Origin of the sequence: Arthrobacter sp. DNA4 (genome assembly GCF_024362385.1) — a bacterium.
Lineage (GTDB): Bacteria > Actinomycetota > Actinomycetes > Actinomycetales > Micrococcaceae > Arthrobacter.
Genome location: NZ_CP101466.1, coordinates 224134 through 248503 on the forward strand (window position 1 = coordinate 224134; position 24370 = coordinate 248503).

Sequence of the window (24370 nt, forward strand, 5' to 3'; positions counted from 1 at the left end):
GTCCAGAATACCGCCTCCGTCTATTGACAGATTGACTCACTGTCTAAGAGGCTAGTCCAGTGAGCCAGTAACTCACGTCACACTTTCGCTCCCTTAAGCTTCCCCAATGGAGGACCAACGATGTCCGCTCCTGTCCTGTCCATCATCATCCTCGCGGCGATGTTCCTGCTCGCCACCGTCCTGCCCCTCAACATGGGCGCCCTCGCCTTCGTGGGCGCCTTCCTGCTGGGTGCCGTGGTGCTGGGTATGTCCACCAACGAAATCCTGGCCAACTTCCCCGGCGGCCTTTTCCTCACCATCGTCGGCGTCACCTACCTGTTCGCCATCGCCCAGAACAACGGCACCATCGACCTCCTGGTCCGGGGAGCCGTCAAGCTCGTGGGCAGCCGCGTTGCCCTCATCCCCTGGGTTATGTTCGCCATCACCGCCGTGATCACGGCCGTGGGCGCCCTGTCTCCCGCCGCCGTCGCCATCATTGCCCCCATCGCCCTGAGCTTTGCCGGCAAGTACAAGATCAGCCCGCTCCTGATGGGCATGATGGTGATCCATGGCGCACAGGCCGGCGGCTTCTCACCGATCGCGGTGTACGGCGTCACGGTGAACGGCATCCTGGCCAAGACGGACCTTGCCTTCAGCCCCACCGCGCTGTTCCTGTCCAGCTTCATCTTCAACCTGGTCATCGCCGTGGTGCTCTTCGTGGTCCTGGGCGGCAGGAACCTCCTGTCCTCCAAGGTGGGGCACTTCGTGGAGCAGGCGGCAGAAGCCCGCATGTCCGTCAGCGTCGGCGCCAAGGCAGCCGGCGGTGACGTCCCCTTCAAGGGCTTCGGCTCGGGCATGTACGGACCCCGTGACCCTGCGGGTGACGGCATCGCCGCCACCAAGGAACGCAAGGACCGGATCCCGCAGCTGGTCACCATCGCCGGCCTGATCGTGCTGGCCGTCGTGGCCCTCGGCTTCAAGATGGACGTCGGCTTCGTGTCCATCACCATCGCCATCGTGCTGGCCCTTGTCTCACCCGCCGCGCAGAAGGGCGCCATCAACAAGATCAGCTGGTCCACCGTGCTGCTCATCTGCGGCATGCTGACCTTCGTCGGCGTGCTCGAGGAAGCCGGCACCATCAAATTCGTCTCCAGCGGGGTGGCCGGCATGGGGATGCCGCTGCTGGCGGCCCTGATCATCTGCTTCATCGGCGCCGTGGTGTCCGCCTTTGCCTCCTCCACCGCCATCCTGGCGGCCCTCATCCCGCTCGCCGTCCCGTTCCTCTCCACCGGCGAGATCGGCGCCGTCGGCGTCATCTGTGCCCTGGCAGTGTCAGCCACGATCGTTGACGTCTCGCCCTTCTCCACCAACGGCGCCCTGGTGCTGGCCAACGCGCCGGAGGGTGTGGACAAGGACAAGTTCTACAAGCGGATCCTCGGGTACAGCGGGGTGGTCATCGTGGCAGGTCCCATCCTGGCCTGGCTGACGCTGGTGGTCCCCGGCTGGCTCTAGCCGGCACTGCATCCGCCGCCGTACTTACGAAAGGAAACCCAGCACATGAGCACCGCCGAAACTTCCCAAGGCCCGCTGGCCGGGCACATCGTCGTCGACCTCAGCCGGGCGCTGGCCGGACCGCACGCCGGCATGATGCTGGCGGACCTCGGGGCCCGCGTCATCAAGGTGGAGAACCCCGGTACGGGCGATGACACCCGGGGGTGGGGCCCGCCCTTCGTGGGGCCCGAAGACGACCTGCAGTCCACCTACTTCATGTCCTGCAACCGCAACAAGGAATCCATCAGCCTGGACCTGAAGAGCGAAGACGGCCAGGCGGTGCTCCGCGGGCTCCTGGAGCGGGCGGATGTGGTGATCGAAAACTTCCGGCCCGGGGTCATGGACCGGCTGGGCTTCTCCACCGCGGCGATGCACGGCATTAACCCGCGCCTGGTGATCCTGTCCATTACCGGCTTTGGCCACGACGGTCCCGAATCCCAGCGCAGCGGCTACGACCAGATCCTCCAGGGTGAGGCCGGGCTGATGTCCCTGACCGGATCCGGACCGGATGATCCACAGCGCGTGGGCGTTCCCATCGCCGACCTGCTCTCCGGCATGAACGGGGCGTTTGGCGTCCTGGCGGCCCTCGTTGAGCGGAACCGGACCGGGCAGGGCAAGGTGGTGCGCACCTCGCTGCTGGCGTCCCTGATCGGAGTCCACGCCTTCCAGGGCACCAGGACCACCGTTGCCGGTGAAGTTCCGCAGGCCCAGGGCAACCACCACCCCTCCATTGCCCCCTACGGCCTGTTCAACTGCAAGGACGGCAGCGTGCAGATCAGCGTCGGCAGCGAGAAGCTGTGGCAGTCCTTTGCCGCGGCCTTTGGCCTCGATCCGGATGCCCCGGGCTTCGCCAGCAACGCCGAAAGGGTGCGGAACCGCGTGGAGGTGATTGCCGCCGTCGAACGCGCCTTCTCGGAGTACGGCGCGGTGGAACTGCTGCGAAAGCTGAACGACGCCGGGATCCCCGCAGGCAAGGTGCGCTCGCTGGACGAGGTGTACGCGTGGGAACAGGTGGCGTCCCAGGGGCTCGTGGTGGATGTGCAGCATCCGCTGCTTGGAAAGGTCAGCCTGCCCGGGCCGCCGCTGCGGTTCTTCGCGCCGGGTGATGCCGCGGAAACCACCCTCACCGAACACGACGCGCCGCCGCTGCTCAATGAGGACGGGCAGTCGATCCGGGAGTGGCTGGGGCTCACGACGGCCGTCGCCGCTGCGGCTTCCGGGGTGAAATAGCTTGGCGACGGCAGAAAAGGTGCGGCACATGAACGCCACCGAGCTCCTGGAAACCGTGGTGGACCCGGGTTCCTTTGTCTCCTGGGACACCGAGCCCCAACAGCCGGCGCTGTCCGGGGAGTACGCCGGCGATTTGGCCAGGGCGCGCGAACGCAGCGGCGCCGACGAGTCCGTCATTACCGGCGCCGGACTGATCCGGGGCCACAGGGTGGCGTTGATCGTCAGTGAATTCTCCTTCCTTGCCGGCTCGATAGGCCACGCGGCGGCGCAAAGGATTGTTGCCGCCGTCGAACGCGCCACTGCTGAAGGGCTCCCGCTGCTGGCGGGTCCTGCGTCCGGCGGCACCCGGATGCAGGAGGGGACGCTCGCGTTCCTGTCCATGGTGAAAATCACCGGCGCAGTCCGCGCACACCGGCAGGCCGGCCTTCCCTACCTTGTCTACCTGCGGCACCCCACCACCGGCGGCGTGATGGCATCCTGGGGGTCTTTGGGCCACATCAACGTCGCCGAGCCGGGCGCCCTCCTGGGCTTCCTGGGCCCGCGCGTCTACGAGGCGCTGTACGGCGAAGCGTTCCCGGAGAACGTGCAGGTGGCGGAGAACCTGTTCAGCAAGGGACTGATCGACGGCGTGGTGGAACCCGGCGACCTGGCCGATCTGGTGGGCCGTGCGCTGGACATCCTGGCCGCGAACGGGAGTGCCGGGGGCGGAAGCGCGCCGGCGTCTGTGCCCGCCCCGCCGGAGACCCTGGACATCAGGCCGTCAACTGCTGACGCCTGGACCTCGATTGGGATTTCGCGGCGGCAGCGGCGGCCGGACCTGCGCCAGCTGCTGAGGATCGGCGCCACGGACGCGTTGCCCCTCAACGGAACCGGGCAGGGGGAAAAGGACCCGGGACTGCTGCTGGCACTGGCCCGCTTTGGCGCCCAGCCGTGCATCGTGCTGGGGCATGCGCGCCCGCTGCGGAAGGACGCCGCCGGCATGGGTCCGGGATCGCTGCGGGAGGCCCGCCGCGGCATGAAGCTGGCGGAGGAGCTGCGGCTGCCACTGCTCACGGTCATTGATACTGCCGGTGCTGCCCTCTCGCAGGAAGCGGAGGAGGGCGGCCTTGCCGGGGAAATTGCGCGCTCGCTGTACGAACTGATCGGGCTCGAATCCCCGTCGGTCTCCGTGCTGCTTGGCCAGGGCGCCGGGGGAGGGGCGCTGGCTTTGCTGCCCGCAGACCGGACCATCGCCGCCCAGCACAGCTGGCTCTCGCCCCTGCCTCCGGAGGGCGCCAGCGCCATCGTGCACCGCACCACCGCGTTCGCGCCCGCCATGGCCCAGGCGCAGGGTGTTGACGTCGCCGCACTCTATGCCAGCGGCCTGGTGGACCACATCGTGGATGAACGGGGGGACGCTTCACTGGAGCCGCGCGAGTTCTGCACCCGGATGGCGCGGGCCATCGAGTACGAACTGGGTTCGGTGGCCAATATTCCGGTACCTGACCTCGTCGCCGCCCGCGCCCGGAAGTTCGCTAGCCTGGGCGCCTTCTGAGGTCGACGGCGGCTACCTGCGTTGCCGGACCCTGTCCCGGTGGGCGTTGGAACGTAGCTGCAGGATGCGCGCGCCGCCCGCCACGGCTACCAGCACGCCGCCGGTCACGGCGGCAATGAACAGCGCCATGCCCAGCGGGACGGACCCCTCAAAGCCCAGGAACTTCACCAGGACCAGCTCCTGGTTCTGCAGGATGAAGACGATCAGCAGGATCAGGAGCACCAGGGCGGCCACCACTGCGGCCCAGATGACGCCGGCGCGGGTGACTTTTCGTTCGGGGCCGGCCCCTGCCGTGGTGGCTGGACCCCTGGCGCCCGTCGTTTCCGGTACATCCGCCCGGTAAGAGGGTGCGTTGCCGTGGCCCACAGGACGTTCCGCCGGAGTTTCCGGGGGGAGGGGCTGTGCCGTGGCGTGTTCTGGCTCCGGCTGCCTGTCAGGTGTAGGCGTGCCCTGTCCTGCGCTCATAGTGTCCTCTTCCCAGAATGCTAAGCATGCTTACGGTTCAACCATAGACGCCAGGGTCACCGCAGCACAACGGCCTGAACGACGAGGCGCCGCAGCGGCTGCATTTCGGCGGAGGGTTGCAGGGGCCGTGGTGCTGGAGGGGTCCCGGCGCGGGGACCCCTCCAGCGACTCCGGCCCGGGTTGGTTTTGCCCGGGCGTCAGACCCTCTCCCTGCTCTTTTCGGCGGAGGGGGTGCGCGGCGCAGGCGTCCTGCGCCAGTTGGGGAAGGCCCAGAACGTGAATTCCTGTGCCTTGGCCGGCTTCCCGGGAGTTTCCGCAGGGATTTCCGGTTCCGCTTCAGGCTGGCGCTTGGTTTCTTTCTTTGCGCCCCACCCGAAGTCCTTATTCGATGCGTAGCACATCACAGACCTCCTTTTTGGTGACTGCCCTTTAATCGTCCTCCTGCCCGGCACTGGAGTCGAGAGCGGGGCAACGGGGGCACGTGCATGAGGCAGCAGGGCGCCGGCGCCCGTCAGCTGCTGCTGGCCACTATGTCCTGTGCCTCCTGCGGGCGGTGGAACTCGCAGGCCCCCTGATGGCGGAGGGGGAGCAGGCACGTCCTGCCGGTGGGCAGGTGGACCAGGGCGCAGCGGCTTACCATGGCGAGGTCCTCCCTGACGTTGGTGTTGCTCAGGTCTGGCCGGCCATCGGGGGCCGCCGCGTCAGTTTCGGCGCCGGTTGCGCTGGGTTCAGCATTCATGCGGGACAACTCCTCGTGGAGCATTGGTGGGTGGAGGAAACGGAATGGCGCTATACCAGTCTGGATAGCCCAGGTTACGGCTGGGTTAAGCCGCCGTTAGGTTAAGGTCAACAGCAAAGCGCCCAACTGGCCTAGTACCCCAACTGGTTCGCCACCTGGAGGAGGAGGGCTTCCGATCCCACGGGACCCACCAGCTGGATTCCCATGGGAAGTCCGTTCCCGGGGGTACCGCCGGTCCAGTGCACAGGGATGGTGATGGCCGTCAGTCCGCACACATTCACCATCGACGACCAGGGCGCGTATTCGCACTGCTTCCGGTAGTCGCCGTCCGCATCCCCCGGCCACTGGGCCGCCGGTCAGCGGTCACTGCCGTGCGCGGTGCCGGTGAACCAACCCACAGGCCGTGGCGTCTGTGCCAGCGCCGGCATCAGCATCAGGTCCCACTGCCCGTACTGCGCCAGGGTGTCGTGCTGGAACTGCCGCAGGAATGCCAGCGCCTCCGCGAGCTTCGCCGGGCTGCGTTGCTGGGCGCGCCGGCGGAAGGTCCGGGTCAGGGGCGCCAGCAGCGGTTCCCGGGACGGGCTGATGCGGGCAGCGCCCACTCCGGCGGTCCACGCGGTGGTGAAGGCGTCCGGGTAGCGGTTGTCGTAGCGGATGCCGGCGTCACCAAGGGTATGGCCGGCCTGTTCCAGGAGGGTTTCGCCGGCCTGGAGCGCGTCCAGGGCCTCCCGGTCCGGCGTGAATGGAAATGTGCTTGACCACGGGCTGTCCAGCGTGACGCCGATCCGCAGCCGCGGTGGCTCCTGCTTAACTGCCGAAAGGTATTGATTCCCGGGTGCCAGGACGTCCATCATCAGTGCCGCGTCCTCCGCGCTCCGCGCAAGGGGGCCCGGCGCCACCAGCCGTGCAGGGTCCCCGCTACTTTCCCCGGCGGCCACGACTCCCCGGCCGGGCTTGAGTCCCACCAGGCCGCAGGCGGCGGCGGGTATGCGGACTGATCCGCCGCCGTCGGTTCCGGGAGCGAAAGGCAGCAGCCCTGCTGCCACAGCGGCTGCACTGCCGCCGGAGGACCCACCCGAACTCCTGCTGGGTGCATGGGGATTGCGCGACGGCGGCGCAATGCGGTTCTCGCTGTAGGCCGTCAGTCCGAATTCGGGCACCTGCGTCTTGCCCAGCGAAATCGCGCCGGCATCCTTGAACAGGGCCACGAGGGGAGCGTCGACGGGGGCTGGTTTGTGATCCAGGGCGGCACTGCCGTGCGTGGTCACCACCCCCGCCACGTCCGTGAGGTCCTTGAACGCAACCGGTATGCCATGCATCAGGGGAAGGTCGTCGACCTCCGAACGGGAGCGCAGGGCATCCGCCGCCCGGGCCTGCTCCATGGCCTGGTCCGCCGTCACCGTAACAAAGGCGCCCAAAAGGGGGTTTTGCCGCCCGATCCGGTCCAGGAAGTGGGAAGTGACGTCAGCGGATGACACCGCTCCACTGCGAAGGAGGTCCCGCAGGGCCAGCGCCGGGAGTTCATGGAGTTCAGTCACGGTGGCACCCCCAGTGGCATCCCCTCGGCTGCGGCCCGGCGCTCCGGCCTGGACATACCGGTGGCGCGGGAAGGGCTGTCAGCTGCTGGGACATGGAAACCTCCTGGGCCTTCACCAGCCTAACCCGCAGCTTTTCCGTTGTGATCCGGGCGGAGTGGGGTGGAAGGGCTAGGCTTTAACCTGACTTTGATCCGCCAGCTCCGCCAAGACAGGACTCCGATGAGCGATTTCGATACCGTCCCCGTCCATGACGTCCCCGCTGACGCCGTGATCCTGGACGTCCGGGAGGATTACGAGTGGGTTGCCGGCCACGCTGAAGGCGCTGTCCACATTCCCATGGACCAGATTCCTTCCCGTCTGGGCGAACTGGATCCCGACGAGGATGTCTACGTCATTTGCCGCACGGGGGGCCGCTCTTTCCGCGTCGCCCAATGGCTTACCGGCCAGGGGTACACCGCCATTAATGTGTCCGGCGGAATGGACCAGTGGTTGGAATCCGGCAAGCCCCTCGTCTCGGACAACGGACTCAAGCCCCTGGTCCTTTAGTGGTAAGCACGTCCCGCACCTACGCCTTCCTGGGCCCGGAAGGCACCTTCACCGAGGCTGCCCTGCTGCAGGTGCCTGACGCCGCCCAGGCTGTCCGGTTGCCGGCGTCGAACGTCAACGCTGCCCTTGACAAGGTGCGCGACGGCTCGGCAGACGCCGCCATGGTCCCCATCGAAAACTCGGTGGAGGGCGGCGTCACCGCCACGCTGGATGCCATCGCCACCGGCCAGGAACTGCGGATCATCCGCGAGGTCCTGGTTCCCATCAGCTTCGTCCTGGTGACCCGGCCCGGGGTGCGGCTGGAGGATGTGCAGCGCGTATCCACCCACGGTCACGCGTGGGCCCAGTGCAGGCTGTGGATGGACCAGAATATACCGGGAGCGGAATATGTTCCCGGCACCTCAACTGCCGCCGCGGCCCTGGGATTGCTGGATGGGGATGGCCACTACGACGCGGCGATCTGCGCACCGCTGGTGGCCCGGGAACATCCAGGGTTGTCGGTCCTGGCGGAGAATATCGGGGACAACCCCGGTGCGGTGACGCGCTTCATCCTGGTCAGTCGGCCTGGCGCGCTGCCGGGGCGCACCGGCGCGGACAAGACCACCGTCGTGGTCCCGCTTCCGGAGGACCGCCCCGGCGCCCTCATGGAGATCCTGGACCAGTTCGCCAGCCGCGGCGTCAACCTCAGCAGGATTGAATCCCGCCCCACAGGCCAGTACCTGGGCCACTACTTCTTCAGTATTGATGCCGACGGCCACGCCGGCGAAGCCAGGGTCGCTGACGCGCTGGCGGGGCTGCACCGCATCAGTCCGGGCACCCGCTTCCTGGGCTCGTATGCCAGGGCCGACCGGCAGGCCACGCTGGTCCCCGCACACACCTCTGACGAAGCTTTCGCAGCGGCCCGGACGTGGGTGCAATCCATACTTGCCGCGGAATCCGTCGCAGGTGAAAGCGGTTCCGGGGCTTCGCCCAAAGCGTAGGCAAATGCCTTCAGAAGTACTTCCGCGGGCTGTGGACAATGCGTATGCTTGCCTGATCCACACGGGGTATGGCCCCTGACGAAGGGAGCGGGTCATGACCAGCAGCACTGACAACGACGGCCAGGGGATGATCGTCAATCCCAAGCCCACGGGAGATAACCAGGACTGGGACGGGGACGACGCCGACCGTGCTGACCGCCTGCGCTTCGAAGAGGAGCAGGCGATGATCCGCGAGCAGTCCGAAGCCCATGCTGCTGCCAAACAAGCCCATGCGGACGCGAAAGCTGCCGCTGAGGCAGAGAAGAAGTCTGGGGCCTGACGGCGCCGACTACTGAGTCAGAGCCGCATCGCGGCACCCCTTCAGCCGTCCGCTACCGTGCGGCGTGTGCACTTCCATGCACGGGACCGCTGTCCTGTACCTGTCCTTTGACCCGGACCAGGAGTGACCGGGGCTCCACCTGGACCGTGAGCTGCGTCGCTTCCCCCGACGTGTCGCCGTCGAGCTGCGTGGGCATGGGTTCGGGGCACTTGATGACCACCTTGACTGACCGGTAGACGGTCATGATGGGCAGCTTTCCGCTGTGCTTGAACATGATCTTCACGTACATCAGCAGCCAGCCCAGCGCGCTGCGGGGACTCATGACCACGACGTCGAGCATGCCGTCGTCGATCATGGCCTGCGGTATGAAATCAATGCCGCCGGGGACCAGTCCACAGTTGGCGAAAAGCACGCTCCGGATGTTCCGGACCTGCTCCGGACTGCCATCCAGGGCGATGGAGACCTTTTTCCGCCGGCCCGGAAGGTGGCGCACGCCCGCCTCGGTGTAGGCGAGCCAGCCGACGGCTTTCTTCAGCCCCGCATTGGTGTCGGCCAGGACTTCGGCGTCCATGCCTATTCCGGCGATCACCAGGAAGACGTGCTCCGAGTAGTGGCCGGTGCGGGAGTTCTCGATGGCCATCCGGGCGGTGTCGATGTACCGCTGGCGGCCGAAAAGCGCGGTCTGGACACTGCTGTGGAGGTCGTTCACATCCAGATCCACGTTCCGGGCCAGCAGGTTTCCCGTGCCCAGCGGAATCAGGCCCATGGCAATGCCGGTGTGCGCGAGGGCCTCCGCCACCACGCGGACGGTGCCGTCGCCACCGCCCACCAGGACGACGTCGGGCTTTCCCGCCAACGCAGCCTGCATCTGCGAAAAGCCCGGGTCCTCGGCCGTCGTCTCGAAAAAGACCGGTTCCTCCCAGCCGGCGGCCAGGCAGGCCCTGTGGATCATTCCCCTTGCTTCGTCGGCCCGCGCCTTAATGGGATTCAGGATTACGGCCACCCGCTGCTGCGCCAGCCCGGAGTCGTAGGAATCACCGGCCACCGTACTGCGCACATGCAGCGCCTTGAGGCGGCGCACCCCCCACCAGCTGGACGTGGCGAAGGCAAGCGCCACCGCAATCAGCACGTAGAGAATCCAGTCGCTCATGGTGCTTCAACAGTAGCCCGGCGCACGGCGGGCCGCCGCACGGAGCCGCACGCCCGCCGTCGTGCAGTGAATTGGATACCCTTGTCTGGTGATCGACGTAAAAGACCTCAGCGAAAACCCGGACAAGTTCCGTGCCAGCCAGCGCGCCCGCGGCGCGGACGAATCAGTGGTGGACGCGATCATCTCCGCGGATTCCGCCCGCCGTGCCGCCCTGCTCCGCTTCGAGAACCTCCGCGCGGAGCAGAACGTGTTCGGCAAGAAGGTGGCGAAGGCGAAGGGCGAGGAGAAGCAGGCCCTGCTGGCCGAGGTCAAGGAACTGGCCAATTCGGTCAAGGCGGCCTCCGCAGAGGCCGATGCCGCCCAGACCAAGCAGGAAGAACTGCTGCGCACCATCCCCAACCTGGTGGAGGACGGCGTTCCCGAAGGCGGCGAGGACGACTACGTGGTGGTCAAGACCGTTGGCACCCCGCGCGAATTCCCTGACTTCGAGCCGAAGGACCACCTGGAAATCGGCGAGCTGATCGGCGCCATCGACATGGAACGCGGCGCCAAGGTCTCCGGCGCGCGCTTCTACTTCCTGCGCGGCGTGGGTGCCCGGCTGGAGATGGCACTGCTGCAGATGGCCATGGACCAGGCCATCGAGGCCGGCTTCGTCCCCATGATCACCCCCACCCTGGTGCGCCCCGAGACCATGCAGGGCACCGGTTTCGATGTAAAGCACGACGCCGAGATCTACCGTCTTGCCGAAGACGACCTTTACCTTGTGGGCACCTCAGAGGTGGCACTGGCCGGATACCACGCCGACGAGATCCTCGACTTCTCCGCCGGCCCCATCCGCTACGCGGGCCAGAGCTCCTGCTACCGCCGTGAGGCCGGATCCCACGGCAAGGACACCCGCGGCATCATCCGCGTGCACCAGTTCAACAAGGTGGAGATGTTCATCTACACCACCGTTGAAGAGGCCGCCGCCGAGCACCAGCGACTCCTGGCCTGGGAAGAGGAAATGCTGGCCAAGTGCGAGCTGCCGTACCGGGTCATCGACACCGCGGCCGGCGACCTCGGCACCTCCGCGGCCCGCAAGTACGACTGTGAAGCCTGGGTCCCCACGCAGAACGCCTACCGCGAGCTGACCTCCACCTCCAACTGCACCACGTTCCAGGCCCGTCGCCTGAACATCCGTGAGCGTGTGGTGAACGCGGAAGGCGTCTCCAAGGGCACCCGCGCCGTGGCCACTCTGAACGGCACCCTCGCCACCACCCGCTGGATCGTGGCGCTGCTGGAGCACCACCAGAACGCGGACGGCTCCGTGAACGTACCGAAGGCCCTGCAGAAGTACCTGGGCGGCCTCGAGGTCCTCCCGGTCCTCTAGCGGTCCACTCATAAGCTTGTTCGCGGATCCGAACCTACGTGGTTCTGATCCGCGGACCAGCTTAGGTCCGGCTCGTGATTGTCCACATGCAGGCGCTGGCCCCCCATCCCTGCTTCCGCTGTCGCGCATCATGATGGCATGGATGTACCGCCGGGACTGATTGATACTGCCGCCATTCTCCGCACGGGCGCCGGCACGGACCGCGTGCACCGTGCCTTTAAAGCGGGGCAACTGGTGCGGATTCGCCGGGGTTTCTACGTTCCCACCGAAGACTGGCTTCGTGCACTGCCCTCCCGGCGCTTCGAATGGACGACGACGGCAGTTGTCAGATCAGTCAAAGGTGCAGTTCTGTGCGGGCTTACGGCAGCAGTGGCCAGTGGGTTGCCAACGCTTGGAACGCCGCCCTGCGTGGAACTGGCCACCACGCTTCCCGGCCGCAGCGGCATCCGAAACTCGCCGCTGTTGGTACTGGGCGGGGACGATTCCGCCGGGAACGTACGCCGCACACGTTCCTATCCGCTTCGGTACCGCCTCATGACCGGGTTCAATGCCGTGCCCTTTGGCGAGTTCCTCTGTTCAGGGCTCATCCAGACCACCGTGGACGTACTGGGCTCAGCGGAGCTTAGCCAGGCCTTGGTGCTCGCAGACGGGGCCGCCCGCAGACTACTCGCAGATGGCGAGCTGGAGCAGGGTGTCAGCCTCCTGTCCGTGCCGGAAATTGCCGCCGGCATAGCCGCCCTTCCTTCCGCAGCTGCCCGGTGCCGCGCGGAGCGGGCGGCCAGCCTTGCCAGCCCGCAGCCGGAGTCTGTTGGGGAGTCATACAGCCGTGCCGTCTTTGAATTCCTCGGCTTTGAGCAACCGGTCCTTCAGCAGGTCTTCAGGGATGGTACCGGCTTCATCGGCAGGAGTGACTTCTGGTGGCCCCGGCAAGGCGTGGTGGGTGAGTTCGACGGCAAAGGGAAGTACGTGGAGTTGGCCCGGCGGGACGGGATCACCGCAGAGGAGGCTGTTTACCGGGAGAAGCTCCGCGAAGACCGGATCCGTGCACTCGGCCATGGTTTCGTCCGGTGGCGGTGGGCAGACCTGACGGACCCAAACAAGCTGCGTCACAAGCTCCTCGCCGCAGGCCTGCGCCCGCGCTCGTAGCGTCCCGCCGCCGGAATCAGAGCCTTGTTCGCCAATCACAACGCTGAAGGCGCGGATGTGCGAACAAGGTTGGGATTCGAGGAATCAAGTGCCCTCCTCACGGACAGGATCGCTCAGAGCCGGGGTGAACGAACGCGCCAGCAAGCGCATCGCATGTGGTAAGCCGCCGTGTTAACCAACAGTTCAATAAACCTGTGGTCCGCGTCCTAGCGCGTGTCAGTTAGGTCTGGTTCACTATGTGGATGACAACGCTGACTGAAACCTCAGTCGCCGGCAACGATGACCGGCGAGACAACAATCGAGACTACAACCAGAACAACATCGGCTTTGCCGGTGTCGACCGGAAGTTCATGGTCGCCCTGGACGTGGACGGGACCCTGGTCAACCACGACGGGCATATGTCCCCTGGCGTACGGGAAGCCGCGCAGGCCGTCGTGGCCGCCGGGCACGAGGTGATGATCGCCACCGGCCGCTCCCTGAACGCCACGCTTCCCATCATCGAGAAAATTGGCATCGAGCGCGGGTACGCCGTCTGCTGCAACGGCGGCGTGACCCTTCGGCTCCACCCGGAACTGGAAAACGGCTACGAGGTCATCCACAAAGCCACGTTTGATCCCGCGCCGGCGCTGCGTGCCCTCCGCGAACGGCTTCCGTCCGCCAAGTACGCGCTGGAGGACGCCGACGGCAACTTCCTCTCCACCGAGCGGTTCCAGGATGCCAGCTTCGGCGTGGAGGCGGTGGGCGTTGACTTCCACACCATGCTGGAGGCAACAGCCGTCCGCGTGGTGGTGTTCAGCACCGAAAACACGCCCGAGGAGTTCAACGAGGCCATCAACCACGTGGGCCTCGCGGGGGTGACCTACTCCGTGGGCTGGACTGCGTGGCTGGACATCGCCGCTGCGGGTGTGACCAAGGCCAGCGCCCTGGAAGACCTCAGGCTCCGCCTCGGCTTTGAAGAACACCTGACGGTTGCGGTGGGGGACGGCCGGAACGACATCGAAATGCTCACCTGGGCCGGCCGCGGCGTCGCCATGGGGCAGGCCCCGGCGGAAGTGGTCGCCGCAGCGGACGAGGTCACCCACTCAGTGCACGACGACGGCGCCGCCCACGTGCTGCGCAGCCTCCTTTAGGGCGCTGAAGGCACCGTCCGCTGCCGCGATTCCGGTGCGGGCCTGGAGCCAAGGCAGAATAGAGGCATGACCCTTACGACGTTCGCCCTCGTCCGCCATGGCCAGACCGACTGGAATGCCGAGCGCCGGCTGCAGGGATCTACCGACATCCCCCTGAACGACGTGGGGCGCGGCCAGGCGCGTGACGCCGTCGGCATCCTGGCGCCGTACGAATGGGACGCAATCGTCTCCTCCCCGCTGAGCCGTGCTGCTGAGACCGCGGATCTGATCGCCGAAGGACTCGGGCTCACAGTGGTCCGGCGCGTCCCGGAGCTGACCGAGCGCAGCTTCGGCCCGGCCGAAGGGATGCAGGCCGGCCCCGAGTTGGAGGCGCTGCGCGTGCCAGGCGGGTTCAAGGGTGCGGAAAGCGAAGACGAGGCCGCCGACCGCGGGCTTGCGGCGCTCGAAGGCCTGGCGGAGGAGTTCCGCGGGCAGCGGCTCCTGGTGGTCACCCACGGCACCCTGCTGCGCGTCAGCCTCAGCCGCGCCATCGGCCAGACCCTGGCCAGCGTGGACAATGCCGCCCTTAACCTGGCGCACCACCACGCGATCGATGGCTGGAAGCTGGAGTACTTCAACGGCGAGCCGGTCCTGGCCACCACCGGGAGCTAAGGGCCAGAAACAGCCCCGGCAGTAATTGACGACGGCGGGACCCGGCTCAGGCGGTCAACCCGCCGGCAGTCAGCCCACCGCGAGGATCAGCCCCAGCAGTCTCGCGGCAGCGGGCCGGGCGGCGTGTTCCTCATTCCACTGTGCCCGTGCCACCGCTTTGCTCACGGCCTGGGTGGTGATGCCCAGTTCCTGCGCCACTGCCTTCTGCTGTCCGCGGACCCCGGGGGTCAGCAGGTCCAGCACGCGCCATTCCGCGCCCGACCGGTCCCGCACGATGTGGCCCAGCAGCCGCAGGACTGCCTCGGCGTCGTGGGCAACGTCGGCCAGCGGACCCTCCACCGCAACCGGCACCCGCTCCTTGCTGCTGTGGAGCCGGTCCACGGCCCGGCGGGCATAGACCAGGCCGTGCCCGGACGCGTCCTTGATCTGGTTGGGCAGCGGCTCGTTCACGGGCCCTGCTCCGATTCCCACGTACCAGTGCCCGCTCCGCAGTGCGATCAGCGCGGCGTCCACGGCCTGGTGTGGGCAGTCGACGATCCCCTGGACTTCGTCCTCGACCGACCTGTCGAAGTCCAGGCGCGCGGGAATGTGCCGCAGCGCCTTAAGCAGCTGCGGCACCTGGTCGCCGTCGCGACGGCTGTCCGTCTGGTTGATGGTCAGGGTGAACATTCTGGGTCCACACTACCCGGAAGTAGGAATTGCGAAACGGCCGGTTCCCGCCCCGGCAAACGGCTTGGGGCCCGCATCGCGGTGACGCAGACCCCCAGCCGCAGACCGGCAGGCCAACAGGCAACAGGCCCGGGTCAGTTTCCCTTTTCCGCAGCGGCGCCCGCTGCCGGGAAGCGGTCCCAGGCGCGGTGGGCGGCGATGAGCCCGGAAATTTCGGTGGTTACCGAGGCAGCATCGTTCCCGCCAACTACCCCTGCGGCCCCCTGCGGGATGCCGGCCGCCTCCAGGACGGCCGAACCGGAGCCCCAGGCCGCAATGGCCTTGGCATGGCGGTAGGCCTCGGACAACATCAGTGCGACGCGCGGATCCAGCCCGTCAACCGGCTCCCCGGCCTTGGCGTCCCGCCCTGCGGAAGCATCGGCCGCGGGCTGCTTGCCGCCGGCGACCAGCAGTGCGTCGAACTCGGTGGACCGTGCCGTGAGGAAGGTCCGCTGCACCGTCACCGAAAGCCCGTCGGAGGAAAGCGTGCCCCCGGCCGGTGCGATGACCAGCGGGACCATGCCCTCGCCGTCGAGCGCCTGGCGGGCCGCCTCCACCTGGGACAGGTCGCTGGAGGAATCGGCAATGATGCCTACAACGCGCCCGGCAACCGGCCACGTTCCACCCACCTGGGACACGGAAGGGCTGGGGTCGCGGTCCGGGACCTGCTCGGTGGCCTCCGGAGCGGGCATGCCCAGGCCGGCGGCCACCGCGGCGCACAGTGCGGCGTCGATGTTGGCCAGGGCCAGCAGTTGGCGTTCGCGGACGGCGCTTTCGTAGCACTTGCCGAGCTCGAACGTGTAGGCCTGGATCACGTGGTCCTGCTCCACGGCGCTCAGGCTGCGGAAGAACAGCCGGGCCTGGCTGTAGTGGTCATCGAAGGAGGCCGGGTTGCGCCGCTCCTTGATGGATTCCGCCACCGCCTCCGGCACGTCCACGAACGCTCCCATGTCCTGCCCGGCCAGGAACGGGCAGCCGCCGTCCAACGAATTGGGCCGGTACGGCGCCACTCCGGCGTGGTCCGCCGTCTGGTGCATGCCGTCGCGGAGCATGTCGTTGACCGGAGCCTGCGGCCGGTTGATGGGGATCTGGGCGAAGTTGGGGCCGCCCAGGCGCGAGATCTGGGTGTCCAGGTAGGAGAACAGGCGGACCTGCAGCAGGGGATCGTTGGTGACGTCGATGCCCGGAACCAGGTGGCCCGGGTGGAAGGCCACCTGCTCGGTTTCCGCGAAGAAGTTGGTGGGGTTCGCGTTGAGGGTCATGAGGCCGATGGGCTGCGCCGGCGCCAGTTCCTCGGGGACGAACTTGGTGGGGTCCAGGAGGTCGATGCCCTGGAACATCTGGTCTTCCGTGTCCGGGAAGGTCTGGATGCCCAGTTCCCATTCAGGGTAGGCGCCGGCCTCGATGGCGTCGGCCAGATCCCGCCGGTGGAAGTCCGGGTCCATGCCGTTGATGATTTGGGCTTCCTCCCAGACCAGTGAGTGCACGCCCTGCTTAGGCTTCCAGTGGAACTTCACCAGGGTGGTGTCACCCGCAGCGTTGATGAGGCGGAAGGTGTGGACGCCGAAGCCTTCCATGGTCCGGTACGACCGGGGGATGCCGCGGTCTGACATGTTCCACAGGGTGTGGGCCTGTGCCTCGGTGTGGAGCGACACGAAGTCCCAGAAGGTGTCGTGCGCGCTCTGGGCCTGGGGAATCTCGCGGTCCGGGTGGGGCTTGGCCGCGTGCACCACATCCGGGAACTTGATGCCGTCCTGGATGAAGAAGACGGGAATGTTGTTTCCCACGAGGTCGTAGGTGCCCTCATCCGTATAGAACTTCGTGGAGAAACCCCGGGTGTCCCGCACCGCGTCGGCCGACCCACGGGAGCCAAGCACCGTGGAGAACCTGACAAACACGGGCGTTTCGACGTCCGGGGCGAGGAATCCGGCGCGCGTTACCTTCGACGCCGTGCCGTAGGACCGGAACACCCCGTGCGCTCCTGCGCCGCGTGCGTGGACAACGCGCTCCGGGATCCGCTCGTGGTCAAAGTGGGTGATCTTCTCGCGCAGGTGATGGTCCTGCAGCAGGATGGGACCCCGCGGGCCGGCCTTCAGGGAGTGGTCCGTATCCTGCAGCCGCAGGCCCTGCGCGGTGGTCAGGTACTGGCCGGACTGGGCGCGGGCGGTGGCAGGCGCACCGGTAGGGCTGCCGGTGGGGGACACGGCCTCGGGGCCGCGCTGGTCCGGCTTTGGCGGCAACGGCTCCCGCGGGCTGGTGGGCTCCTCGAGCGCCGGCGGCTCGCTGGACGGAACCCCGGGAATTACAACGTCGTCTTCGGCTGGCATGTCTTGATCTCCCCACGTTTTGATGTTCCCAGCCTCCGCCTCAGCGAAAGCTAAGCTTGCTTAGTACCCTACAGGTGCCCACGGTCCAAAAGGCAAGGTACATCGGCGGGGGTTGCCTCCGTACCCCTCCATCTGTTGCGATGGGGGAACTGCCGCCTGCAGCGGCACACCCGACGTAAGGATGGTTATGGTAAGCAGCGCAGGGCAGGACGAGATGCAGGGCGAGATGCAGCAGGACGGCATCGAACAGGGGGAACTCGAACTCGTCGACAGGTGGTGGCGGGCAGCCAACTATCTCTCCGTGGGCCAGATCTACCTGCGGTCCAACCCGTTGCTGCGCGAGCCGCTGCAGGCTGGGGACACCAAGTCCCGCCTGTTGGGCCACTGGGGCACCACACCCGGGCTCAACTTCGTCTATGCCCACCTGAACCGCGTGATCCGCCGCGACTCACTGGAGATGCTCTTCGTCGCCGGTCCCGGCCATGGCGGCCCCGCCGTCGTCGCAAATGCCTGGCTGGAAGGCACCTACTCCGAAATCTATGCCCACGTGGGCAACGACGAGGCCGGCCTGGCGGAGCTGTTCCGGCAGTTTTCCTACCCGGGCGGCATCCCCAGCCACGCCGCACCGGAAAGCCCTGGCTCCATCAGCGAGGGCGGTGAACTGGGATACTGCCTGGCCCACGCCTACGGATCGGTGTTCGACAACCCGCAGCTGGTGACCGCCGTCGTGATCGGTGACGGCGAGGCCGAGACCGGGCCGCTGGCCGCCAGCTGGCACTCGCACAACTTCCTGGACCCCGCCACCGACGGTGCCGTGCTGCCCATCCTGCACCTGAACGGCTACAAGATCGCCAACCCCACTGTGCTGGCCCGGATGCCGCAGGACCAGCTGGAGCAGCTGCTGCGCGGGTATGGCCATGAGCCGTATTTCGTGACGGTGGCGGATCCGGACAACACGGAGCAGGCGCACCGTGACTTCGCCGCGGTCCTGGACCGCTGCCTGGCCGATATCAGGGCCATCCAGGACGCCCACCGGCAGGATCCGGACGCTGAAGAGGCCGGGGAGGGCGGGCACCGCTGGCCGATGATCGTCCTGCGTTCGCCCAAGGGCTGGACCGGGCCGCGCACCGTGGACGGGCTGCAGGTGGAAGGAACGTGGCGGGCGCACCAGGTGCCGCTGTCCGAGGTCCGCACCAACGGGGAGCACCTGAAGCAGCTGGAGGAATGGCTGCAGTCCTACCGGCCGGAGGAATTGTTCGACGGCGACGGCCGGCTCCGGCCCGACGTCGCCGAAGGGGCACCCACCGGGGACTTCCGCATGAGTGCCACCCCGCACGCCAACGGCGGGCTGCTCCGGCGGGCCCTCAAGCTGCCCGCCTACCAGGACCACGCCGTCGAGGTGCCCAGCCCGGGAACCGACCGGGTCAGCCCCATGATCACGCTGGGCTCCTGGATGCGGGACGTGATTGCCCAGAACATGGAAAACTTCCGGCTGTTCGGCCCGGACGAGACGGCCTCCAACCGGCTGCAGAACGTCTACGAGGTCACCGACAAGGTGTGGCAGTACCGGATTGACGACGTCGACGAGCACCTTGCCCGCTCCGGCCGGGTCCTGGAGGTACTCAGCGAGCACCTGTGCCAGGGCTGGCTGGAGGGCTACCTCCTGACCGGGCGGCACGGCGTGTTCAACTGCTACGAGGCCTTCGTGCACATTGTCGATTCCATGTTCAACCAGCACGCGAAGTGGCTCAAGGTATCCCGCAAACTGCACTGGCGCCAGCCCGTCCCATCACTGAACTACCTGCTGTCCTCCCACGTGTGGCAGCAGGACCACAACGGGTTCTCCCACCAGGACCCCGGCTTCATCGACCACGCGGTCAACAAAAAGGCCGAGGTCATCCGGGTGTACCTGCCGCCGGATGCCAATACGCTGCTGTCCGTCATGGAGCATTGCCTGGCCTCGACGGACTACGTGAATATCGTGGTCAGCGGCAAGCAGCCCTCGCCCACCTGGATGGGCCCGGCCGATGCCGCGAACCACTGCCACCGCGGCCTGGGCATCTGGGCGTTCGCCGGCTCCGAGGTGCCCGGCGAGGAGCCCGACGTCGTACTGGCCTGCGCGGGTGACGTCCCAACCGTGGAGACCGTGGCGGCTGCGGAACTGCTCCGCAATGGTGCCCCCGGTCTCAAGGTGCGGGTGGTCAATGTGGTCGACCTGATGCGGCTGCAGGACGAAAGCGAGCATCCGCACGGCCTCCCCGCCCATGACTTCGACGGCATCTTCACCCCGGACAAGCCCGTCATCTTCGCGTACCACGGCTACCCGGCGCTGATCCACCGGCTGGCGTACCGGCGCACCAACCAGCAGGGGCTCCATGTGCACGGCTACAAAGAAGAGGGGACCACCACCACCCCGTTCGACATGGCCATGCTCAACGGCATCGACCGCTTCACCCTGGCCATCGATGCGATCGACCGCGTTCCGGCCCTTGCCGAAAAGCACTCGCTGCTCCGCCAGGACCTGCAGGACCGGCGCAACCGGGCGCGCGAGCACACCCGAACCCACGGCGAGGACCCGGAGGAGATCCGGAACTGGAAGCTGGGCGGCTGACGCCCTAAAGCGGGAGGTCGTCCAGAGTGCAGGCGGGCAGGTGGATCCAGCCTTCGCTGCGGGCGGCTTCGGCGTGGGCACTGTCTGGCAGGAGTGTCCGACGGCGGCCCACGGCCCGGGCGGTCAGCGAGGCAATGACGGCGTCGAACAGGTCGTCCGAAGCGGTTAGCCTGTCGCGGTGCCCGGCCAGGTCCAGCCAGGGCGCCTGCTCTTCGAGGGCCGCCAGCAGGAGGCCCAGACGCTCGGTTTCGGGGATGCCGCGGCCTTTGTAGCCGCGCCCGTTGAGGCCCCAGATCTTCAGCGACGCCGCCGGATACACCTCGGCAAACCGCCCCGACCCGTCCCGGAGCTGCGGGCCATGCAGTGCCGCGATCTTCGCCTGGATCACCGCGCAGCGCATCGCAGGGTGGGCCAGCCTGTCGGCGGAAACGCTCAGGGGGATCAGGCCGGTTTCGCGCGTGACGAAGCGGTCCGTGTCCCGGTAGGCAAGCAGCCTCCGGCCCGCTAGGCCGTCGTGCTCCAGAACCGGCGCTGCGTTGAAGTTCAGGTGGCCGGTGAGGAACGGGATCAGCGCGTCAGGCCAGCCCACAGGGCAGTCGACGCCGGTCATGCCGCAGGTGCCGAACAGGTCCACGATCTCCTGGTCGTCAACATCCAGGGCCAGGTGGGCCAGCCGGGCCCGGTCACCGCTCCACTCGATGACCGCCACGGCAGTCTTTTTGGTCGCTGCCGCCAGATCCACGCCAAGGGTTCTCATGGGCTGCCCGTCAATGCTGTGGTCAGACGGCATTGCGTCAGACCGCGCGGTAGCGCAGGACGCCGGGGATGCTCCCGGATCCGCCAAGGTCAGTGCCCCCCGCGAAGCCGGCCCACAGTGCACGCATCTCCCGGCCCGCGGCCTCCACATCCGCCCACTCTGAACCGGCGATCAGGCCCACGCCCTCCCACGTCTTCCGGCTTCCCAGCAGCAGGGGCAGGTCCACGGTGTGGGCGGCGCCGAAGATGTTGCCGGGGGCATGCCAGTCCAGGACGTAGCGGTGCGCCCTTCCGCCTGCCTTGGCATGCCGGCGCGCGAACCTGCGGGTTGCCCGGCCGTACACAGTTTCGGTGACAACCCAGTCAACGGCGCGGACGGCGGCCTTGCCCACAAACGGAACCGCGGCCAGGCTCATCAGGCGGGGGCTGCGGGGGAGGAACAGGCGGGCCTCCTCGGAGGTATGGCCGATCAGCACGTCGATGGCCGGCGCGGTCCGGTTCCAGGCAGCCTCGATGCCTGACTCTTCCGGGAGCGGGTCGTGGCCGTACTGGGTGCCGAACGGCATGGCCGCCAGCATGCCGAACTTCCGGGCCACCTGCGTGACCTGTGCTTCGAGAGCCACCACGTCCATGGCGGGGGTCTCCTCGGTCACGGAATCCGCGGCAATGCCCATGGCGTGGTTCATCTTCGCCCGGCCGCGGGTGATGCCCAGCGGGGCGCTTTGGATGATGGCGCGCTGGAAGAGGGTTGGTGCCTCGGGCGTGGCCATCAGGTGGGCGATCGCGTCGCCCCCGGCGGACTGGCCGAAGGCGGTGACCCGGCCGGGATCGCCCCCGAACGCGGCAATGTTCCGCTGCACCCACCGGAAAGCTTCGAGCTGGTCCAGGAGTCCCAGGTTGCCGGGCCGGCCTGCCGGTGTTGCCAGGAACCCGAACAGTCCGAGCCGGTACGTCACGGAAACCACGATCACCCGGTTTTCGGCCACCAGCAGTGCGGGGTCGAAGATGGCCAGGTCCCCGGAGCCGGTGGTGTAGGAGCCACCGTGGATCCAGACCATGACGGGCAGTTTTTCGTCCGGCTTCAGGGTGCCGGGCAGCGTGATGGAAAGGTTCTGGCAGTCCTCGCTGCCGGGAAGCTCGCCGTATTTGGTCCCCAGGACGTCGTCCAGGAACGGCACCGGCGCCTGGGGGCAGGCGGGTGCGGGAGAGGTGGCGGCATATTCGGCGGTCCAGTCCGGAACCGGTGCGGGCGCCTGGAAACGTTCAGCGGTGGCGTAGGGAATGCCGGTGGCACGGATGACGTCGCCGTCCCGCCGCCCGCTGACGGGGCCGCACGGCGGATGGAACAGAAGCTGGGACGTCACGGCTGGCTCGGAACTCACAGCCCCCACCATGCCATAACTTCCTGAAACAACGACGGCGGGTGCCCGGCTTCGAAAAGCCAGGCACCCGCCGTCGGACTGGTGGTTCGTGGACTAGTGACCGGTGGGCACGTAGCGCTTGATGGAAGCTTCCAGCTCGGCTTCGGCGGCGGCGCGGTCGCCCCAGCCCTCGGCCTTGACCCACTTGCCCGGCTCCAGGTCCTTGTAGCGGGTGAAGAAGTGCTCGATTTCCTTGATCAGGTACTCGTTGACGTCGCTGACTTCCTGGATGTGGTCAAAGCGGGCGTCTACCGGCACGCACAGGATCTTGGCGTCTCCGCCACCGTCGTCGGTCATGTTGAAGACGCCGATGGGGCGGGACTCGACGATGACGCCCGGGTGCAGGTCGAAGTCCTGCAGCAGCACCAGTGCGTCCAGCGGGTCGCCGTCCTCGCCGAGGGTGTTCTCGAAGTACCCGTAGTGCGTGGGGTACTGCATGGAGGTGAAGAGGACGCGGTCCAGGCGGACGCGGCCGGTCTCGTGGTCAACTTCGTACTTGACGCGTGATCCCTTGGGGATCTCGATGGTCACGTCGTGCTTCATGGGAATGCTCCTCGGCAATTGCAGGGGGTGCGCGGCACACTTGACGGGCCCACAAAAAAGCGTGTCGGTGCCGCCGACTACAATTGAGGATATAGCGAGAGGCCCTGGAATCAGGAACTTGTGGGGAAATTTCAGGACTTGAGGACCGGCACCAGCATGACCAAACCAACCGGCAGGGAACCATTGCGCGTCCGGCGTTCCCGACGCTCCGGCGGCATGGCCCAGGAGGCAAGGAAGTCCTGGCACCTGGTCCTGGCCACGCTGGTCCTGGTAGTCCTCGCCATCCCGGCGGCCCTGCTCGTGGCCCCCGGCATCGTCGGACCCGGATTCTTTGGTTCCAGCGCCCCGGCGCCGGCCCCCGCTGCGCCCGCCTGGCAACAGGCCCCCGCCACACTTTCCGCCCCGCAGGTGCTTGCACCCCTCCAGCCTTCCGCCCCGGTGCCCGCGCCGTCGGCCGTCGCGGCCCAGGTGGAACCAGTATTAACGTCCGACGGCGGCGGTACTTTCACTGGCATGGTGCAGGACGCGCTCACGGGCCAGGTCCTCTTTGACCGGGGTGGCGCGGAAGGCCGGGTGCCGGCGTCGAACCTCAAGCTGCTGACCGCCGTGGCCGCGTTGCGCACCCTGGGGCCGGAGCACCGGTTCACCACGCAGGTGGTGCAGGGCCCTGCTCCCGGTCAGGTCGTCCTGGTAGGCGGCGGCGATGTCCTCCTGGGCGCCGGGGAGTCGCGGCCAGGACAGGCCATGGGCCATGCCGGCCTGGCCACGCTTGCAGCCCTCACCGTGCAGGCCCTGCAGGCCGCCGGTACCGCGGGTGACATCAAGGTGCTGGTGGACGACTCCCTTTTCACCGGCCCTGCACTGAATCCCAACTGGCAGTCCGGCGATGTGGAAGCCGGCGAAATCGCTCCGCTGTACCCGCTGGCCCTCAACTCCGCACGTTTTGATCCCGCCGTCACCACCGGTCCCCGCCCCCAGGATGCGGCCATGGCTGCGGCGGAGGCGTTCGCGGCCCAGCTCCGTACGGCAGGTGCCGGGGCGGGACTGACGGTAGCGGCCGGCGTCGACCGTTCACCCGGTGCCGCCAAGGCCGGCGCTGCAGCCCTGGCCAGTGTTGCCTCGGCCCCCGTGGCGGAGCAGGTGGACCTGATGCTGCAGGTCTCGGACAACTACCTGGCTGAAACCATGGGCCGCATGGCGGCGGTAGCCACGGGACGGCCCGGAAGCAATGACGGCGCCACGGCCGCAGTCACTGCCGAGCTTGCGGCCGCCGGCGTCACCCCCGACGCCGTGAAGCTGGTGGATGTGTGCGGCCTGGCCATGGGCAACCAGGTCACTGCCCGCCAGTTCACGGACGTGGTGCGGGCCATGACCACCGGCGCTGATACCAGGCTTCGCGCCGCGCTGGACGGATTCCCGGTTGGCGGATTGTCGGGCACGTTGGACACCCGTTACGGGGATGCCACCACCTCCGGCGGCGCCGGGCTGGTCCGTGCCAAGACCGGGACCCTGAATACCGTGCTGGCGCTGAGCGGCTATGTTGTTGACTCCGACGGCCGTCTCCTGGTGTTCTCCTTCATCGGCAACGGCCTGACGCCCGGAGCTGCCGGCAACAAGGTGGCGCTGGACCGGGCAGCTACCGCGCTGGCGGGCTGCGGCTGCCGCTAACGCGGGCTT

At 67.5% G+C, this 24370-nt stretch carries 20 protein-coding genes and 1 pseudogene; 12 read left to right on the forward strand and 9 right to left on the reverse strand.

Annotated elements, in window-relative coordinates; all coding sequences use genetic code 11:
• The first annotated feature begins 120 nt into the window (after window positions 1–120).
• From NMQ03_RS01115 to NMQ03_RS01125, 3 genes are read left to right on the forward strand one after another with little or no spacing between them, the layout of a single operon-like run.
• Window positions 121–1491: an SLC13 family permease gene (locus NMQ03_RS01115; RefSeq protein WP_159634477.1), complete on the forward strand. Its 1371-nt coding sequence runs from the start codon at window positions 121–123 to the stop codon at window positions 1489–1491.
• Window positions 1492–1536: 45 nt separating this feature from the next.
• Window positions 1537–2760, forward strand: coding sequence for a CaiB/BaiF CoA-transferase family protein (locus NMQ03_RS01120; RefSeq protein ID WP_255174019.1), 1224 nt, complete (start codon window positions 1537–1539; stop codon window positions 2758–2760).
• A gap of 1 nt (window position 2761) precedes the next feature.
• Window positions 2762–4294, forward strand: a complete 1533-nt coding sequence (locus NMQ03_RS01125; protein ID WP_255174020.1) for an acetyl-CoA carboxylase carboxyltransferase subunit alpha/beta — start codon at window positions 2762–2764, stop codon at window positions 4292–4294.
• 12 nt (window positions 4295–4306) lie between these two features.
• On the opposite strand, the gene NMQ03_RS01130 is transcribed toward NMQ03_RS01125, so the two are convergent.
• The 3 genes and pseudogenes from NMQ03_RS01130 to NMQ03_RS01140 all read right to left on the reverse strand — a co-directional run bounded on the left by NMQ03_RS01130 (window position 4307) and on the right by NMQ03_RS01140 (window position 7036).
• Entirely contained in the window at window positions 4307–4759 is a 453-nt protein-coding gene (locus NMQ03_RS01130; protein ID WP_255174021.1) for a lipopolysaccharide assembly LapA domain-containing protein, read from the reverse strand.
• A 511-nt stretch (window positions 4760–5270) separates the two neighbouring features.
• A complete protein-coding gene (locus tag NMQ03_RS01135; protein WP_255174022.1) occupies window positions 5271–5498 on the reverse strand; it encodes a hypothetical protein in 228 nt (75 codons plus the stop codon).
• 131 nt (window positions 5499–5629) lie between these two features.
• Window positions 5630–7036: pseudogene (locus NMQ03_RS01140) on the reverse strand (amidase).
• A gap of 219 nt (window positions 7037–7255) precedes the next feature.
• Here NMQ03_RS01140 and NMQ03_RS01145 point away from each other — a divergent pair.
• The 3 genes from NMQ03_RS01145 (at window position 7256) to NMQ03_RS01155 (ending at window position 8881) form a co-directional block, all read left to right on the forward strand.
• A complete protein-coding gene (locus NMQ03_RS01145) occupies window positions 7256–7582 on the forward strand; it encodes a rhodanese-like domain-containing protein (protein ID WP_255174023.1) in 327 nt (108 codons plus the stop codon).
• Window positions 7582–8562 carry a prephenate dehydratase gene (gene pheA, locus NMQ03_RS01150; RefSeq protein WP_255174024.1) on the forward strand — a complete coding sequence of 327 codons (981 nt, stop codon included), beginning with the start codon at window positions 7582–7584 and terminating at the stop codon, window positions 8560–8562. The genes NMQ03_RS01145 and pheA overlap by 1 nt, the downstream gene beginning before the upstream one ends.
• A 94-nt stretch (window positions 8563–8656) precedes the next feature.
• The gene (locus NMQ03_RS01155) at window positions 8657–8881 is read left to right on the forward strand and encodes a hypothetical protein (protein WP_159634453.1); all 225 of its coding nucleotides are present in this window, start codon (window positions 8657–8659) and stop codon (window positions 8879–8881) included.
• Between the two features lie 52 nt (window positions 8882–8933).
• Here the strand turns inward: NMQ03_RS01155 and NMQ03_RS01160 are convergent, their stop codons facing one another.
• Window positions 8934–10031: a diacylglycerol kinase family protein gene (locus tag NMQ03_RS01160; protein WP_255174025.1), complete on the reverse strand. Its 1098-nt coding sequence runs from the start codon at window positions 10029–10031 to the stop codon at window positions 8934–8936.
• An 88-nt stretch (window positions 10032–10119) separates the two neighbouring features.
• On the opposite strand from NMQ03_RS01160, the gene serS reads away from it, so the two are divergent.
• From serS to NMQ03_RS01180, 4 genes are all read left to right on the forward strand, one after another.
• Window positions 10120–11400: a serine--tRNA ligase gene (serS, locus tag NMQ03_RS01165; protein ID WP_255174026.1), complete on the forward strand. Its 1281-nt coding sequence runs from the start codon at window positions 10120–10122 to the stop codon at window positions 11398–11400.
• Between the two features lie 138 nt (window positions 11401–11538).
• Window positions 11539–12546, forward strand: a complete 1008-nt coding sequence (locus NMQ03_RS01170; protein WP_255174027.1) for a type IV toxin-antitoxin system AbiEi family antitoxin domain-containing protein — start codon at window positions 11539–11541, stop codon at window positions 12544–12546.
• A 242-nt stretch (window positions 12547–12788) separates the two neighbouring features.
• Entirely contained in the window at window positions 12789–13676 is an 888-nt protein-coding gene (locus tag NMQ03_RS01175) for an HAD family hydrolase (protein ID WP_255174028.1), read from the forward strand.
• A gap of 66 nt (window positions 13677–13742) precedes the next feature.
• Window positions 13743–14327: a histidine phosphatase family protein gene (locus NMQ03_RS01180; protein WP_255174029.1), complete on the forward strand. Its 585-nt coding sequence runs from the start codon at window positions 13743–13745 to the stop codon at window positions 14325–14327.
• A gap of 69 nt (window positions 14328–14396) precedes the next feature.
• On the opposite strand, the gene NMQ03_RS01185 is transcribed toward NMQ03_RS01180, so the two are convergent.
• Complete coding sequence (locus NMQ03_RS01185; protein WP_255174030.1) at window positions 14397–14996, reverse strand: hypothetical protein; 600 nt, start codon at window positions 14994–14996, stop codon at window positions 14397–14399.
• 134 nt (window positions 14997–15130) lie between these two features.
• A complete protein-coding gene (locus NMQ03_RS01190; RefSeq protein WP_255174031.1) occupies window positions 15131–17362 on the reverse strand; it encodes a catalase in 2232 nt (743 codons plus the stop codon).
• A 214-nt stretch (window positions 17363–17576) separates the two neighbouring features.
• Between NMQ03_RS01190 and NMQ03_RS01195 the strand changes: the two genes are divergently transcribed.
• The gene (locus NMQ03_RS01195; RefSeq protein WP_255175710.1) at window positions 17577–19973 is read left to right on the forward strand and encodes a phosphoketolase; all 2397 of its coding nucleotides are present in this window, start codon (window positions 17577–17579) and stop codon (window positions 19971–19973) included.
• Between the two features lie 4 nt (window positions 19974–19977).
• Here the strand turns inward: NMQ03_RS01195 and NMQ03_RS01200 are convergent, their stop codons facing one another.
• From NMQ03_RS01200 to NMQ03_RS01210, 3 genes are all read right to left on the reverse strand, one after another.
• Window positions 19978–20730: a DUF429 domain-containing protein gene (locus NMQ03_RS01200; RefSeq protein ID WP_255174032.1), complete on the reverse strand. Its 753-nt coding sequence runs from the start codon at window positions 20728–20730 to the stop codon at window positions 19978–19980.
• Window positions 20731–20767: 37 nt separating this feature from the next.
• Complete coding sequence (locus NMQ03_RS01205; RefSeq protein ID WP_255174033.1) at window positions 20768–22111, reverse strand: carboxylesterase family protein; 1344 nt, start codon at window positions 22109–22111, stop codon at window positions 20768–20770.
• A gap of 93 nt (window positions 22112–22204) precedes the next feature.
• Window positions 22205–22693 carry an inorganic diphosphatase gene (locus tag NMQ03_RS01210; protein WP_043450105.1) on the reverse strand — a complete coding sequence of 163 codons (489 nt, stop codon included), beginning with the start codon at window positions 22691–22693 and terminating at the stop codon, window positions 22205–22207.
• Window positions 22694–22849: 156 nt separating this feature from the next.
• On the opposite strand from NMQ03_RS01210, the gene dacB reads away from it, so the two are divergent.
• A complete protein-coding gene (gene dacB / locus NMQ03_RS01215; RefSeq protein ID WP_255174034.1) occupies window positions 22850–24361 on the forward strand; it encodes a D-alanyl-D-alanine carboxypeptidase/D-alanyl-D-alanine-endopeptidase in 1512 nt (503 codons plus the stop codon).
• The last annotated feature ends 9 nt before the right edge of the window (window positions 24362–24370 follow it).